The organism is uncultured Sunxiuqinia sp. (assembly GCF_947495665.1).
Classification (GTDB): Bacteria; Bacteroidota; Bacteroidia; order Bacteroidales; family Prolixibacteraceae; genus Sunxiuqinia; species Sunxiuqinia rutila.
Window position 1 is genome coordinate 145,956 of record NZ_CANLZV010000005.1, and the last position, 15,906, is coordinate 161,861.

At 39.8% G+C, this 15,906-nt stretch carries 14 protein-coding genes; 8 read left to right on the top strand and 6 right to left on the bottom strand.

Annotated features, from left to right (window positions below; genetic code table 11):
* Positions 1–32: 32 nt before the first annotated feature.
* Complete coding sequence (locus Q1A18_RS08270; protein ID WP_299578475.1) at positions 33–1,106, top strand: glutaminyl-peptide cyclotransferase; 1,074 nt, start codon at positions 33–35, stop codon at positions 1,104–1,106.
* Here the strand turns inward: Q1A18_RS08270 and ruvB are convergent.
* Positions 1,093–2,121: a Holliday junction branch migration DNA helicase RuvB gene (gene ruvB / locus Q1A18_RS08275; RefSeq protein ID WP_299578476.1), complete on the bottom strand. Its 1,029-nt coding sequence runs from the start codon at positions 2,119–2,121 to the stop codon at positions 1,093–1,095. The genes Q1A18_RS08270 and ruvB overlap by 14 nt on opposite strands.
* Before the next feature lie 63 nt (positions 2,122–2,184).
* On the bottom strand, positions 2,185–2,574 hold the full coding sequence (locus Q1A18_RS08280; RefSeq protein WP_299578477.1) for a response regulator: 390 nt from the start codon (positions 2,572–2,574) through the stop codon (positions 2,185–2,187).
* Positions 2,575–3,816: 1,242 nt separating this feature from the next.
* On the opposite strand from Q1A18_RS08280, the gene Q1A18_RS08285 reads away from it, so the two are divergent.
* From Q1A18_RS08285 to uvrC, 6 genes are read left to right on the top strand one after another with little or no spacing between them, the layout of a single operon-like run.
* Entirely contained in the window at positions 3,817–6,381 is a 2,565-nt protein-coding gene (locus Q1A18_RS08285; RefSeq protein ID WP_299578478.1) for a DUF4175 family protein, read from the top strand.
* The gene (locus Q1A18_RS08290) at positions 6,378–6,797 is read left to right on the top strand and encodes an ATP-binding protein (protein ID WP_299578479.1); all 420 of its coding nucleotides are present in this window, start codon (positions 6,378–6,380) and stop codon (positions 6,795–6,797) included. Before Q1A18_RS08285 ends, Q1A18_RS08290 begins: the two co-directional genes overlap by 4 nt.
* Complete coding sequence (ybeY, locus tag Q1A18_RS08295; protein WP_299578480.1) at positions 6,775–7,188, top strand: rRNA maturation RNase YbeY; 414 nt, start codon at positions 6,775–6,777, stop codon at positions 7,186–7,188. The genes Q1A18_RS08290 and ybeY overlap by 23 nt, the downstream gene beginning before the upstream one ends.
* 48 nt (positions 7,189–7,236) lie before the next feature.
* Positions 7,237–9,117 carry a tRNA uridine-5-carboxymethylaminomethyl(34) synthesis enzyme MnmG gene (mnmG, locus tag Q1A18_RS08300; protein ID WP_299578481.1) on the top strand — a complete coding sequence of 627 codons (1,881 nt, stop codon included), beginning with the start codon at positions 7,237–7,239 and terminating at the stop codon, positions 9,115–9,117.
* Between the two features lie 33 nt (positions 9,118–9,150).
* Entirely contained in the window at positions 9,151–9,669 is a 519-nt protein-coding gene (locus tag Q1A18_RS08305; protein WP_299578482.1) for an adenine phosphoribosyltransferase, read from the top strand.
* A gap of 43 nt (positions 9,670–9,712) precedes the next feature.
* Positions 9,713–11,506 carry an excinuclease ABC subunit UvrC gene (uvrC, locus tag Q1A18_RS08310; RefSeq protein ID WP_299578483.1) on the top strand — a complete coding sequence of 598 codons (1,794 nt, stop codon included), beginning with the start codon at positions 9,713–9,715 and terminating at the stop codon, positions 11,504–11,506.
* Between the two features lie 64 nt (positions 11,507–11,570).
* On the opposite strand, the gene rsgA is transcribed toward uvrC, so the two are convergent.
* Positions 11,571–12,518, bottom strand: a complete 948-nt coding sequence (gene rsgA / locus Q1A18_RS08315) for a ribosome small subunit-dependent GTPase A (protein ID WP_299578484.1) — start codon at positions 12,516–12,518, stop codon at positions 11,571–11,573.
* A 69-nt stretch (positions 12,519–12,587) separates the two neighbouring features.
* Between rsgA and Q1A18_RS08320 the strand changes: the two genes are divergently transcribed.
* On the top strand, positions 12,588–13,355 hold the full coding sequence (locus tag Q1A18_RS08320) for an exodeoxyribonuclease III (RefSeq protein ID WP_299578485.1): 768 nt from the start codon (positions 12,588–12,590) through the stop codon (positions 13,353–13,355).
* A gap of 358 nt (positions 13,356–13,713) precedes the next feature.
* Here Q1A18_RS08320 and Q1A18_RS08325 read toward each other — a convergent pair whose 3' ends face one another.
* The 3 genes from Q1A18_RS08325 to Q1A18_RS08335 all read right to left on the bottom strand — a co-directional run bounded on the left by Q1A18_RS08325 (position 13,714) and on the right by Q1A18_RS08335 (position 15,680).
* Positions 13,714–14,010 carry a Bor family protein gene (locus tag Q1A18_RS08325; protein WP_299578486.1) on the bottom strand — a complete coding sequence of 99 codons (297 nt, stop codon included), beginning with the start codon at positions 14,008–14,010 and terminating at the stop codon, positions 13,714–13,716.
* A gap of 76 nt (positions 14,011–14,086) precedes the next feature.
* On the bottom strand, positions 14,087–15,115 hold the full coding sequence (gene tdh, locus Q1A18_RS08330) for an L-threonine 3-dehydrogenase (protein WP_299578487.1): 1,029 nt from the start codon (positions 15,113–15,115) through the stop codon (positions 14,087–14,089).
* 79 nt (positions 15,116–15,194) lie between these two features.
* Complete coding sequence (locus Q1A18_RS08335) at positions 15,195–15,680, bottom strand: thioredoxin family protein (RefSeq protein ID WP_299578488.1); 486 nt, start codon at positions 15,678–15,680, stop codon at positions 15,195–15,197.
* Between the last annotated feature and the right edge of the window lie 226 nt (positions 15,681–15,906).

Here is a 15,906-nt window from a genome sequence, read left to right on the forward strand (position 1 = left end):
TTTTTAGTCATTCAAAATAAACTGAATTCAAAATGAAATTGAAATTTTCACTTTTACTGCTGTCGGTATCGCTTTTTGTTGCTTTTATTTCTTGTTCCAATTCTCCCAAGAGGTCCAGAAAACCTGTCGCAAAAATCAGCCTTCATCCTCAAAAAAACCGCTATGAATTTGGGGACTCCATTTCAATTTCAATCCGAGTAAAAAACAGCGATGGCCAAATCAAAGATTCAAAACTATATGTGGACAATAAGTTGATTCAAACCAGTGATGAGCTGGAGTTTAACTTTGCTGTTGGCCGGCTTAATGAGCTCGGTAAACACAGCATCAAGCTGTTGGCCACTAAAACAGATGGGGTAGAAGGTATTACTTTTCAGTCATTTGAAGTGGTTTCGGATTTAAAACCGGCCAATTACGGCTACGAAGTGGTCAACACGTACCCACACAATACCGAACACTTCACCCAGGGTCTCGAAATTCACAACAACGAATTCTATGAAAGTACAGGAGAATACGGAAAATCGGGCATTTTCAAATTTGACCTGAATTCCGGATCTGTTTTGAAATCATTCAAGATGGAAGACCAGTATTTTGGTGAAGGGATCACCATTTTTGACCAGAAAATTTACCAGCTGACCTACAAAGCACAAAAAGGCTTTGTCTATGATCTGAACACTTTTGCCCGTATTGATTCATTTACTTTCAGCACGCCCGAAGGCTGGGGGTTGGCACACGACGGTACGCATTTAATTAAAACCGACGGGTCCGAATTCTTACATTTTATTGACCCGGAAACCTACGAGGAAGTCAAAAAGCTTCAGGTTTATGACGACCGCGGGCCGGTAAAATATTTGAACGAACTGGAATACTACCAAGGCGAACTTTATGCCAACATTTACACCACCAACTATGCGGTAAAGATTGATCCAAACACAGGAAAAGTGCTGGGCCATATCAATTTTGAAGGCTTGCTTTCGGTGCTTTATAATCCGGATAAACCCATTGACGTTTTAAACGGTATTGCCATTCATCCCGACAACGGAAAGATGTACATCACTGGAAAACTTTGGCCCCATTTATACGAGGTCAAACTGATTAAAAAAGACTAGGTGTTTGTCCGCCGTTGTAATTAATTCTTCCCAAGTGCTTGTAGGCCCGGTCGGTTACTTCACGTCCGCGGGGTGTACGCTTGATAAAACCTTCCTTGATTAAAAAGGGCTCGTACACCTCTTCAATGGTTCCTGAATCTTCACCAACAGCCGTTGAAATGGTAGAAATTCCCACAGGTCCTCCATTGAATTTATCAATGATGGTCGATAGAATTTTATTGTCCATTTCATCCAAACCGTGCTGATCAATATTGAGTGCTTCGAGTGAAAACCGCGTAATCTCCAAATCAATTTTGCCATTGCCTTTCACCTGGGCAAAGTCACGTACGCGTCGAAGCAGCGCATTTACAATTCGAGGTGTTCCACGGCTTCTGGAAGCAATTTCCAGGGCCGCCTGGTCTTTGATCTCCACATTCAGAATTTTCGCTGAACGCTTCACAATTCCGGTCAGAATACTCAGATCGTAGTATTCGAAATGAGCATTGATTCCAAAACGTGCCCGCAGCGGACTGGTCAATAAACCCGACCGGGTAGTTGCTCCAACCAAGGTGAACGGATTTAACTCCAATTGAATTGAACGTGCACTGGGGCCTTTGTCGATCAAAATATCAATTTTATAGTCCTCCATAGCCGAATACAAATATTCTTCCACTATGGGGCTTAAACGATGGATCTCGTCGATGAAAAGCACATCGCTTGGCTCAAGGTTGGTTAACAAGCCGGCTAAATCACCGGGTTTATCCAAAACTGGACCGGAGGTTAACTTCAAACTTACGCCCAATTCATTTGCAATAATATTCGACAAGGTGGTTTTTCCGAGCCCCGGTGGTCCATGCAATAAAACATGATCCAAAGCTTCACCACGCATTTTGGCAGCCTGTACAAAAACTTTCAGGTTTTCGACAATCTGCTTTTGCCCTTTGAAATCATCAAAAGAAAGTGGACGCAATTGCTTGTCCAAATCCACATCTCTCTCGGAAAAAGATTCATCGTGAAGATCGATTTGATCTGTCATAAAACTATACTTTTCTAACCGAACAAATATAGCTTTATTTCATGAAGTGTCGGGTAGCGGAATTTATTTTACGATTTCCAGCTCTTCAAAGATCTGTTTCAATTTATCAATATCAAAAGGTTTGGCCATAAACTCATCCATGCCATAAGAGAGACATTTATCCCGATCATTGTCCATGGTATTTGCCGTAAGTGCAATAATGGGGGTTCTCAAGTTCTGTGGATTTTGATTTTCGATTTCCCGTATTTTCACAGTAGCCTCTAAACCATCCATTTCGGGCATCATTATATCCATTAAAATAACATCGTACTGGGCTTCCTGAAAGCGTTCCAGGGCTTCTAAACCATTGTTCGCAATCGTAACATCGTGGTTGAATTTCTTCAAACTAAATGTTACAATCCTTTGATTCAGCACATTATCTTCTACCAGCAATATTGAAAGTTTGTCCTCCATTCACACATACATTTAAGCACTGTAAAGTTAATCCTTTAAACAGTGAAAAGGAAACCCTCTTTTTTCAAAAAATTGAATTCAACACCTAATTATTATTTATAAGTTTTAATAAAAATTAAAAATGGATATTATAATAGCCTGTTGATTTCATGTATAAAAATTTGCTCTGTTTTTTGTTTTACTGGAGAATCTGATGTTATTGGGCAGTTATTAACCGAATATGAACAGGGCTTATTTCTGAAAATAAATTGAATGGCGATGAAATCAACATCTGTTAATATCTCTTGTTTTTGATTACTTTTTGTGGTTTTTTAACGGTGAGATATGTTAATAGCTGTTGATATCTTCATGGTGATTTTTAAAAACTTATGTTTGTTATTCCAAGATTAAATTACTAGGCAGAATCGGAAACCAAATTTTAAAATTTAATTTTGGATATTTATTTGTGTCGAATTAACAGGAAATACGGAGATATTAACATTTTTGTAAAGTTGCAAAATACTTTAAAATAGAGAGATAAGATATATGACTGAGGGATATAAACACCTTGTTGATAAACTGGAATTATACATTAGAAAGCACAGTTTTTATGCGTTTTTAAGGGGAATTATCGTGTCTACTCTGCTACTGCTTAGTTACCTGGTGATTGTTTTATTGATCGAGCATTTTAGCTATTTGGGGTCGTTTTACCGCAGTTTGCTCTTTTATTTCTCTGTTCTGTTTTTTGCTGGAGTCGTCATTTTTTATTTCGTAAGGCCATTTTTTAACTTGCTTGGCCTAACAAAAAGCATGTCGTATAAAAAGGCGGCAGAAATTATTTCTGATCATTTTCCGGAAATCGAGGATCAGATTATAAACATAATTGAACTCTCAAAGATCGATCAGGAAAGCCATCAGGAATTGGTATGGGCAAGCATCGATAAGAAAATTGAACAGCTTAAGATTTTCAATTTTTCAGAAGCCGTTTCTTATCGAAAATTACGAGGAAGTTTGGGAATGCTTCTTCTTTTAGTTTGTTTTTCGTTTTTATTAGCGATGACATTTCCAGGTTTGTTTTCTAACACTGGAAAACGATTATTGGCTTACAAGGAATCGTTTCAAAAACCAGCACCTTTTACTTTCGAAATTTTGAATGATAGTTTGAAGGTGAAAAAAGGGACGGGGTTAAAACTTCAAGTGAAATGTGATGGAAGCAAGATTCCGGATCTTCTCTATATTAATATAGCTGGTTCAAATTTCCTGATGACAAAAAAGGACACTCTTTTTAGTTATTCACTCGAACATCTCAACAATAGCTTTGGCATCTATTTTACCAATCTCGAATATCGGTCGTCGAATTACCAGGTTGAAGTTTTACCGTCACCGGCTATTTTGGAATACTCGGTTGAAATAAAACCGCCCGCTTATACCGGTTATGAGTCAAAACAACAAAGTATGCTGGGGGATTTGGAAGTTCCTTTTGGATCGAAGATCAAATGGGTATTTAAAACGATGGATACCGATTCACTGTTTTTTGCAGTTAATGGAGTGCCTATAATTGTTAATCCGGATTCGAAAACGTTTACTGTAGAATATATGGCCAAGGAAAATGTGGATTATACGGTATCGATCAAAAACAGCTATTTTGATTATCGCGATTTACTAAGGTTTCGCTTGGATGTGATTCCGGATTTATACCCCAAAATTGATGTAGCTCAGTTACGCGATTCGGTTACTTATACCCGTTTTTACTTTAAAGGAAGTATTGCAGATGACTATGGCTTTCATGACCTGAATTATCATTTAATGATCAAACAGCAGGATAGCTTGATTGCATTGCCGCTATTGAAGAATCTTCATGAACAGGATTTTTACTTCACCTTCGATTTTAAAGAGTTGGTTGGGTTGACTGATCGCGTTGATTATTATTTTTCAGTGCGCGATAACGATTATTTTCATTCCTATAAAGAAGCGGTTTCCGAAACGTTCCAATTTGTTTTTCCTTCTTTGGAGGAATTGGATCAGTTAGATGATCAGAATTTTCAGGATTTGGAGCTTTTAATGGAGGAGAGTTTTGAGTTGACGCATGATATTCAGCAGGCCATTGATGAGTTGAAATTTAAAAGCCGGAGCGAAAATTCCTCGGATTGGGAAAAGCAGCAATTGGTTACCGAAATTCTGAACAAGAAAAAGCAGCTGGAGGAAATTTTGAACCAGGTTCAGAAGCAGAATGCCGAAATGAATGCCCTCAAAAATTCGTTTTCTGAAGAAAAAGCAGCCTTGGTTGAAAAACAAAGGCAGATTGAAGAATTGCTCGATGATGTTTTTGACGAGGAATTGAAGAAGCTTTTTGATGAGTTTAATGAGTTGGCTAAGGAGTTTGATCAAGCCAAATTTGATGAATTGTCGCGTCGTTCGGAAATGTCCATGACAGATTTGGAAAACCAATTGGAGCGAAATCTTCAAATGCTAAAACGGATGAAAGTGGAGCAGGAACTGGAAGAGCTTGTTGATGTATTAAAAGTACTTGGTGAAGAAGAAAAGCAAATTGCCTACGAACTGGACGAACATCGAAACTTTGATGAGACCAATTCGAAAGAAATCGAGAATCAAAATAAATTGAAGGATATTCAGAATGATTTGAAAAATGCTTTGGAGCTTAATCAGACCCTTGAGCAGCCGATGAATTTGCAATCGCTGGACAAGGAGTTTGAGGAAATTAATTCGACTTACGATGGAGTAGGGGAGAGCCTTCAAAACAAACGGAAGCGAAAAGCTGTTGAGCAAATTCAGCACAATGCCGAAAACTATGACAATGCTTCCTTCATTTTGGATCAGATGATGGCCATGAATATGCAGCAACAGCAAATGGAAAATATGCGGGATTTGCAGCAAATTTTGGATAACTTGATATATCTTTCATTAAATCAAGAGGCCTTGTATGATGAAATCCGTCTGCTTGATCAGAACGATCCGCGCCTAAATCAGGTTCGACTGGAGCAGGATCATCTAATAAAGCAAAGCCAGGTTGTGAAGGATTCCTTGTTTGCCGTTGCCAAACGAACACCGGCCATCGCCAATGTAGTTACCAAGGAGCTTTTTAAATTAGAGTTGGCCATGGACAAGGCTTTGGACGAACTGGAGGAAAGCCGGCTGCATGCTTCCTTGAATCAGCAGCAATATGCCATAACTTCGGCCAATAACATGGCTCTGTTTTTGAATGAAGCCCTGGATAATTTGCAAAAGCAAATGGCTTATGCCATGCCGGGCGATCAGCAATGCGACAAGCCGGGATCTGATTCTAGTGAAACCATGAATCTTTTAAAGCAAGCCCAGCAAGGCATGAAAGAACAGTTGCAGCAAATGATTGATCAACTGAAATCGGGTCAATCAGGGAAGGGGAGTGAACAGATTGGAAAAACGCTTGCTCAACAAGAGATGATGCAGCAAATGATTCGTGAATTGCTCATGAATTCAGAAGTTGGAAGTGCTGCTGAGGAGCAGCTTAAACAAATCAACCAGTTGTTGGAGCAAAACGTGGCGGATTTGGCTCACAAGAACTTAACGAGTGAAATGATTAGCAGACAGCAATTAATTCTTAATAAATTATTAAAGGCTGAAAAGGCTGAAATGGAGAGAGATGTAGATGATCAGCGGGATTCTAAAACTGCCGAGGATAAATTTTACAGTAACCCAATTGAATTTTTTGAGTATAAAAAGCATGAAAAACAATTGGAGGAAGTTATTGAAAGAAATAACTATCAGTTGCGGAAATTCTATGATCGGAAATATAGGGAGTATATCAATAATCTAAGAAAGGAAAATTGAAAAAGCGGCTCAGCATACCATCTCATTTAACCTATTTGTATGATGTTGAAAAATTCATACATTCGTTTCTTCAAGAAGCTGGACTACCTGGAACACAATTTGGATCTGTAATGTTAACTGTTTGTGAGTCAGTTAATAATGCTATTTCTCATGGAAACAGACATAATATTAATAAGTTGGTTGATATTCGCGCTGAATATCAGGACAATATGATCTGTATTGAAATTGAGGATGAAGGCAACGGATTTGACCTACACGATATTCCAGACCCGACCGATACTAAAAATATTAAAAATGAGCGTGGAAGAGGAATATTCATTATTCGGAATTTAGCGGATGATGTTGAATTTGTGAATAATGGATCGTTGATAAAAATTAAATTTAAATTGAGTCGTGAACATCAACTTTTACTTTGAGGATATTGAAGAATTTCAATTAGACTTACCAAAAATTACTAGCTGGATTAATAGTACAATTACCGAAGAAGGCCAGGAGCCTGGTGAACTTAGTTTTATTTTGTGTAGTGATGATTATTTGCTGGAGATTAACAAGCAGTATTTGAACCATGATTACTATACTGATATTATCACTTTTGACTATGTTGAAGATGGCATTGTTTCAGGTGATATTTTTATTAGTGTCGACCGGGTCAAGGAAAATGCGGATGAATATCAAGTTAGTTTTGCCAACGAATTGAACCGGATCGTTATTCACGGTGTTCTCCATCTGTTGGGCTACAAGGATAAGGAAGCAGATGAGAAGCAGCTTATGACCAGCAAAGAAGATTATTACCTGAGTGTGTATTAAGCTATTCATTTCTAAGCTTTTCTATTAATTTTGCCATCTAAATTTTTTATGATGTTACCTATTTATGATGTAATTGTCGTGGGAGGGGGGCATGCCGGTTGTGAAGCAGCCGTGGCAGCAGCCAATTTGGGGTCGAAAACCTTACTCATAACCATGGATATGGGCAAATATGCTCAAATGTCTTGCAATCCGGCGATCGGTGGAATTGCCAAGGGACAGATTGTACGCGAAATTGATGCTTTGGGTGGATATACCGGCATTATTGCTGATCGATCGTCTATTCAGTTCCGCATGTTAAATCGCTCCAAGGGACCTGCTATGTGGAGTCCTCGGGTTCAGAGTGACCGCTTTCGCTTTTCGGAATACTGGCGAACGGTTTTGGAGAATACCGACAATCTGGATTTGTGGCAGGATGCGGTCATTCATTTGCTCCTTAAAAATGGCAAAGTGAAGGGAGTTAAAACAAGAATTGGAGTCGAATTTGAATCCAAAACCGTCATTCTTACCAATGGTACTTTCTTGAATGGATTGATGCATATTGGCCAATCCAAGATGGAAGGGGGTAGGATAGGGGAGTCGGCTTCTTATTTTATCAGTGATCAATTAGCAGAAGCTGGCTTTAAAACTGGTCGTTTGAAGACCGGAACTCCGGTCCGGATTGATGGACGTTCTATTGATTTTTCGAAATTAACGGAGCAAAAGGGCGATGAAGGACATTATAAATTTTCCTATTTACCCGATGTGAAAAGCGAATTGAAGGGGAGGAGTTGCTGGATTACCTATACTTCTCCTGAAGTTCATGCAGCCTTGGAGGAAGGTTTTGAGGAATCTCCCATGTACGATGGAACGATTCAGAGTGCGGGTCCTCGTTATTGCCCCAGTATTGAATCAAAATTGGTAACATTTGCCGAGAAAAAGCAACACCAGTTATTCCTGGAGCCGGAAGGCGAAACGACGAATGAATATTATCTGAATGGCTTCTCAAGTTCCCTACCATGGCAGGTTCAGTATAAAGCTATGCGCCTGGTTCCTGGCTTGGAAAATGCCAAAATTTACCGTCCGGGTTATGCCATTGAATACGACTATTTCGATCCAACACAGCTTTACCACACGTTAGAAACAAAGCATATCCGCAACCTTTATTTCGGTGGACAGATCAACGGAACGACCGGTTATGAGGAGGCAGCTGCGCAAGGTATTATTTGTGGTATTAATGCCCATTTAAAAGCCCATAATCAGGACGAATTTACTTTGGGTAGGGATGAGGCTTATATTGGTGTTTTAATCGATGATTTGGTCACGAAAGGTGTAGATGAGCCTTACCGGATGTTTACTTCGCGTGCCGAGTATCGTATTTTATTGCGCCAGGATGATGCCGATGTACGGTTAACGCCAAAGTCTTTTGAGCTTGGATTGGCCTCTCAGGAACGAATGGATTTACTGGAGGAAAAGTTAAAATTGCGTGATCAAATTATTGAATTTGTTAGCAATTTTTCGATCAAGCCGCAATTTATAAATGCCGTTTTAGAAGCTAAAAATACTTCTCCGTTGAAACAAGGAGTAAAGCTAAAAGATGTTATTTCTCGTCCTCAAATTTCTATTTTTGATGTCATCGAACCGGTTACACCTTTTAAACGAATGTTGGAGATTGTACCTAAAAATCGCTTTGAAGAGATTGTAGAATCGGCCGAAATTTTGATCAAATATGCTGGCTATATAGAGCGTGAAAAATTGATGGCGGACAAGTTTAAGCGGCTTGAGAATATCAATATTGAAGGTAAGTTTGACTACGAAAAAATCCATACTATTTCCACCGAAGCGCGGCAAAAACTAACGCGCATTCAACCCAAAACAATCGGGCAGGCCAGCCGTATTTCGGGAGTTAATCCTTCCGATATAAACGTGCTTTTAGTGATGTTAGGACGCTAATGTTCCACGTGGAACACAAAAAAGAAATCAACTATGAATTTAAAAGAAATCATCCGGGAGGTGCCGGATTACCCCGAAAAGGGGATTAGTTTTAAAGATATTACAACGATGCTGAAAGATCCGGTTGCCTTTAAGCAAGTGGTCAATGAAGTATACGAAACATTCAAGGATAAAGGAATCACCAAAATTGTTTCACTCGAATCCCGAGGTTTTATTGTTGGTGGAGCTGCAGCTTATTTGTTGGATGCCGGCTTTGTTCCAATCCGCAAAAAGGGGAAATTGCCAGCCGAAACTGTTGCCGAATCTTACGAGTTAGAATACGGTTCAGATACGATTGAAATGCATAAAGATGCCCTGTGTCAAGACGACGTTGTGTTGATTCATGATGATCTTTTGGCGACCGGAGGAACGGCTTTGGCAGCTCTGAATTTGGTTGAAAAAATGAATGTCAAGAAGGTCTATTTTTCGTTTATCTGCGATTTGAAATTTATTGAAAACGGAAAAAAAGAGACCCTTTCGAAATATGAAACCCACACCTTGGTTGAGTACTAATTAGCATTTTTTATCGTTGAAATATTCTGCCGTAAATAGAAACATGGATGCCTTAAAAAAGCAGGTTTCCGTCTTGCCGGATCAGCCTGGGATTTATCAGTATTTTGATAATACCGGCAAGATTATTTACGTTGGGAAGGCCAAAAATCTGAAGAAGCGAGTAGCCTCTTATTTTTCAAAGAATCATGAAAATCGAAAAACGGCCTTGCTCGTTCGAGCTATTGCAGACATCAAACATTTGGTGGTGGAGACCGAACAAGATGCCTTGTTGCTCGAAAATAACCTGATAAAAAAATATCAGCCCCGCTACAATATTCGTTTGAAAGATGACAAAACATACCCGTGGATTGTCATCAAAAATGAACGTTTTCCGAGAGTGTTTCAAACCAGAAATGTAATACGCGACGGCTCCCAATATTTTGGTCCTTACACTTCGGTTATGACGGTGCGTACCTTGCTGGAGCTTTTCCGGAAATTGTATAAACTGCGAACGTGTAAATACAATCTTTCGCACGAAAATATAAGTACTGGAAAACTCAAAGTTTGTTTAGAATACCACATTGGAAATTGTTTGGGACCGTGTGAGGCGTTTCAGCGGGAAGAAGAATACAACGAGTACATTGCTGAAATCCGGAATATTTTAAAGGGGAATATTTCTGTTGTCATTAATTATTTGCGCGAATTAATGCATCGTTATTCTGAGAATTTTCAGTTTGAAGAGGCCAATTCGGTCAAAGAGAAATTGCAAATTCTGGAGAAATTTCAAAACCGGTCCACGGTTGTTAGTGCTACCATTACAGATGTGGATGTGTTTTCAATTGATGTGGTTGAAAAAGCAGCCTTCGTCAATTACTTGAAAGTAATCAACGGAGCGATTGTTCAAACTTACACCACGGAAATAAAAAAAGCCTTGGATGAAACAAAGGAGGAGCTTTTAGAATATGCGATTGTTGATATTCGTCAAAAAATATTTTCAAATGCTAAAGAGTTAATTGTTCCTTTCGAACCGGAATTTGAATTGGACAAAGTCACGTTTAAAGTTCCGGTTAGGGGAGATAAGAAGAAACTCCTGGATTTGTCTCTTCGAAATGCGAAGTATTTTCGTTTGGAAAAAGAGAAACAGCAAACTCTTGCTAAGCCGAAAGATGGTAGTCGTCGGATTTTAGAAACCCTGCAGCGCGATCTTCAGTTAAAGGAGTTACCCAGCCACATTGAGTGTTTTGATAATTCGAATTTGCAGGGTACAAATCCGGTTGCCGCTTGTGTTGTTTTTAAAAATGGCAAACCTGCTAAAAAGGAATATCGCCATTATCATGTTAAGACGGTGGAGGGGCCTAACGATTTTGCTTCGATGGAAGAAATTGTTTACCGACGCTACAAGCGATTGTTGGATGAAGGGAAAACGCTTCCACAATTAATCATCATCGATGGGGGTAAGGGGCAACTTGGAATGGCATTGAACGCGCTGGGGGTTTTAAAGCTTCGTGGAAAAATTGCCATCATAGGAATTGCCAAAAAACTGGAGGAAATATTTTTCCCGGGTGATCCGGTTCCGCTATACCTGGATAAAAGTTCTGAAAGTTTGAAGTTGATTCAATTTGCCCGGGATGAAGCTCACCGGTTTGGAATTACCTTTCACCGAAAATTACGATCCAAAAATTTTATCCACTCGGAGCTTGAAAAAATCCCCGGAGTGGGGGAGAAGACCATTCAGGCACTTTTAAAGCGATTTAAGAGCGTTGAGAATTTAAAAAAACAACCCTATCGGTTGGTTGCCGATGAAATAGGCGATTCTAAAGCAGTTAAAGTGTTCGATTTTTACAAATTAAGCCGCTGATAAATAGATTTTTAGATTGAATTATTAACTGTTTTTATTCGTTCGTTTTTTTATTCAATCTAGCTCAATTTCTGTACTTCACATCGTTATCAAGCAAGCCGAGGTATGAAAAATAGCGACTATCAGCGATTTCACCTTCATTGACATATCTTTTCACCTCGCAGTTGGGTTCGTGGGTATGCGTGCAATTGTAGTACTGACATTTTTCAAGAAGCTGAAACATTTCAGGAAAGTAGTGTGATATTTCTTCCTTCTCCATTTCCAAAACACCAAAACCTTTTATTCCGGGAGTGTCAATAATGTAGCCTCCAAACTTCAACTCAAACATTTCGGAAAAGGTGGTGGTGTGTTTTCCGGTTTGGTGGTAATCCGAAATTTCTTTTGTTCTTAAATGCAAGCCTGGTTCGATGGTATTGATGAGGGTTGATTTTCCAACGCCTGAGTGACCCGCAAAAACATTCGTTTTATCCTGCATCCAACTTTTGAGGGTATCCATCCCTTCTTTGGTCTTGGTTGACGTTTTTAAACAGCGGTAGCCTATTTTTTCATACAGTTCAATAAGCTCATCCATTTGTTGGTGTTGTTGGCTGTTGTAACGATCAATCTTATTAAAGATTAAAGTACATGGAATACGATAGGCTTCAGCCGAAACTAAAAAGCGATCAATAAAAGTTGTTGTGGTGACCGGGTAGTTGATGGTTACCACCAAAAAAGCCTGATCAATATTGGTGGCAATAATGTGCGATTGTTTTGAGAGGTTTGGCGATTTACGAATAATATAATTTTTTCGTTCGATAATCTTCGTAATCAATCCATTATTTACGTTGGTATTTTCTTCGCTTTCTTCTTCAACAAACTTGAATTCGACATGGTCGCCCACAGCAATGGGATTGGTACTTTTAATCCCTTTTAAACGGAATTTTCCTTTGATTTTGCATTCGACTTTGGCGCCAGTCTCAGACTTGACGGTATACCAACTTCCGGTAGATTTTATAACGATTCCTTTATTCAACTTCTAAATTTTTGTGGTGAAGAATGTATATCTTTCGATTTCTATTCTAATTCAAAAGTAAGAAAAATAGTGAAACGGATTTTAAGCTATAATGTGAATGGCATACGGGCTGCCATAAAAAGGGGTTTTCAGGATTGGTTAGTCAATGAGGCTCCTGATATTATTTGTCTTCAGGAAACGAAAGCACAGCCCGGGCAAATGGAGGAAGAAACTTTTCAATCTCTGGGCTATCAAATTTATGCCCACTCGGCCGTAAAGAAAGGATACAGCGGTGTGGCTATTTTGTGTAAAGAAAAACCTGACCATGTGGAGTATGGGATGAATAACCCGAAATATGATGTTGAAGGAAGGGTGATCCGCGCTGATTTTGGTGATTTAAGCGTGCTGAGTGCTTATTTTCCTTCGGGAACTACCGGAGGCCCCAGACAGGACTATAAGATGGATTTTCTGGCCGATTTTCAGGCTTATTTGAATGAACTGCGCAAAGAACGACCCAATTTGGTGGTTTCGGGCGATTATAACATTTGTCGTTTATGGATTGATATTCACAATCCGGAGAAGCAGCAAAATACTTCGGGATTTTTGCCGGAAGAGCGGGAGTGGTTCCAGCAGTTTGTTGATGATGGGTATTGTGATAGTTTTCGGGAGATTGTTTCCGAGCCGGACCAATATTCGTGGTGGAGTTACCGGGCTGGCTCGCGGGCACGCAACAAGGGCTGGCGAATTGATTATCACATGGTGACTGAACCCTTAAAATCAAAGGTGAAAGGAGCTGGTATTTTGGCCGATGTGGTTCATTCGGACCATTGCCCTGTTTGGGTTGAGCTGGATGCTTAAAAGGCTTGTTCCACGTGAAAAAACAGGATCGTAGCGCTGTGGCTTATTAGCAAAAGGTTGCGCGTGCTAAAAACGGCTATGATTTTTTGATTCGCCTGATTAAAAGAAACAGGAACGTGACAAGTAAGAGGGCAATGAGTAGTAAGCCTGTTAAGTATCCGAAGTCATAACTGTTAAAACCATCTGTTTGCAAGAGATGATTGATCAGCCGGATGATTACAAAAATCAAAGCAATAGAAACGAGACCAAACGCTGCTTTTTTCATGGAATTTAAAATAGAGATCCCTTCAGTTAACTAATAACTGAAGGGATGTTTTTTTTCGATCATTAAGACTTTAGGCTTCCTTAAACCTGTTCTTTACTTCTTCACGGTTGTCGTGGTAGGCGTGTATATGCCAAAGGTTAAACCAGAAACCAATCCGTTAACAAACGTTTGTCGTGTTGTTACTTCATAATTTTCTGCGCCATCAGCCATCTCCTTTGAATCTGAAACGCCAACCGGAGCCAAACCATAAATTACATAATGGTTCCATTCAGTAACTTCTTTATTTCCTTGAGCACCATCTCCAACAACGCTGGTGTACGTGTAACAAGAAGATAAAGCGAAGACACACAACAAGGTGCCGCCAATAAGTGAAGCAAGTTTTTTTCTCATAATTAGATGAATAAGGTGATAATTATTTCATACTAAAATTATGTCTTTTCACATTCAAAGTCAAGACCGTATTCTTTTATTCCCAGTCGAGAATAATTTTACCGCAATTGCCTTCTTCCATAATGTCAAAAGCTTCCTGGAAATTATCGGCCTTCATACGATGTGTAATAACCGGTGAAATATCGAGTCCTGATGTAAGCATCATTTCCATGTGGTACCAGGTTTCGTACATTTCACGGCCGTAAATTCCTTTCAGGGTTAGCCCCTTAAAAATGAGCTTGCTCCAGTTGATTTGTGTGTTTTTGGGCAATAGGCCGAGTAAGGAAATTTTCCCGCCATTATACATATTCTCCACCATATCGTTGAAAGCGATGGGAGATCCGCTGCACTCCAGACCAATGTCAAATCCGGCAACCATGCCCAGGCTTCCCATGGCTTCGCGAACACTTTCTTTGGTAGGGTCAATGACTTTTGTTGCACCCATTTTGCGGGCTAACTCACGTCGGTAAGGACTGAGGTCGGTTCCCACAATGTTGCGAGAACCTGCAAATTTGCAGACAGCAGCAGCCATGGCTCCAATGGGACCACCAATACCGGTAATCAGCACATCTTCGCCTAAAAGCGGGAAGGAGAGGGCTGTGTGGGTCGCATTTCCCAGAGGGTCCATGATGGCCATTGTTTCATCAGAAATACGGGGATCTACTTTTAATACGTTTTTGGCGGGAACTGAAATATACTCAGCAAAACCACCATCGCGCTGCACGCCAATTCCTACAGTGTGGTCACAAATGTGTTGACGTCCACGCCGGCAGTTTCGGCAAAAACCACAAGAAATATGGCCTTCAACCGTTACGCGTTCGCCCACATGTACCCGATCCACTTCAGAGCCTACTTCAACTACCTCACCCATGTATTCGTGTCCGATGATTACAGGCGTTTTAATCGTGTTTTGGGCCCATTCATCCCATTTGTAAATGTGCAGGTCAGTACCGCATACGGCGGCTTTCTTTATCTTAATCAGGACATCATTGTGTCCAACTTTGGGCATGGGGACTTCTTCCATCCATAAGCCACGTTCAGGTTTACTTTTTACAATTGCTTTCATGAAATTAGTACATTTTTGCTTCAACAAATTAAGGCTATTTCAGCCCAAAAGAAAGAATGAATATCATATTTTTTATTGATTACTTATGATAAGTGTTTGGATCCACAGCCAGGGGGGACCATTGCTTGTAGAAAAGGAGCACTTCTTTGGGATCGTAGGCACCCTCTTTTTCCAGATAGGCTGAATTCTGCGTGTGTATACGTTCTCCGCTGGCATCTAAAACAACAAAAACAGGGAAGCCAAACCGTTGCGGAAAGTCCAATGATTTCAGTACATCCAGGTTTTTATTTTCCTTGCTGTAGTTCACTTTGACCACCACATAATTGGCATCAACAAAAGCTTTGATTTCAGAGTCGTTTTCAACAAAACGGTGGAATTTAATACACCAGGGGCACCAGTTCCCTCCAATTTGCAGAAACACATGTTTGCCTTCTGCTTTGGCTTGTTCGACCGCTTGTTGAATTACAGCTTTAGCATTCGCTTCCGGATTGTAAATCGCGCTTGGTTGGGCAAACAGGCTACTGCCTATTACGATTGAAAATAGAACACCCAATAACTTTTTCATGGTAATTATTTTTTGAAGGGGCCAAAATTAAACGATTGGAAGATGAGATAACCTGATCAAAAATCATGTTTCTTGTTTGAAATAAGAAATAGAAAGCCTGTTTTTACGGGTGTTTGACCGTTGTTCGGATTAAACAGTTTGTAATCAGATTTTCGACATGCCCTTTGGACTGAAGCTTTTCATTTGATCAATACCACTCGTGATGAAGTTTAGGCAATAAAAAAAC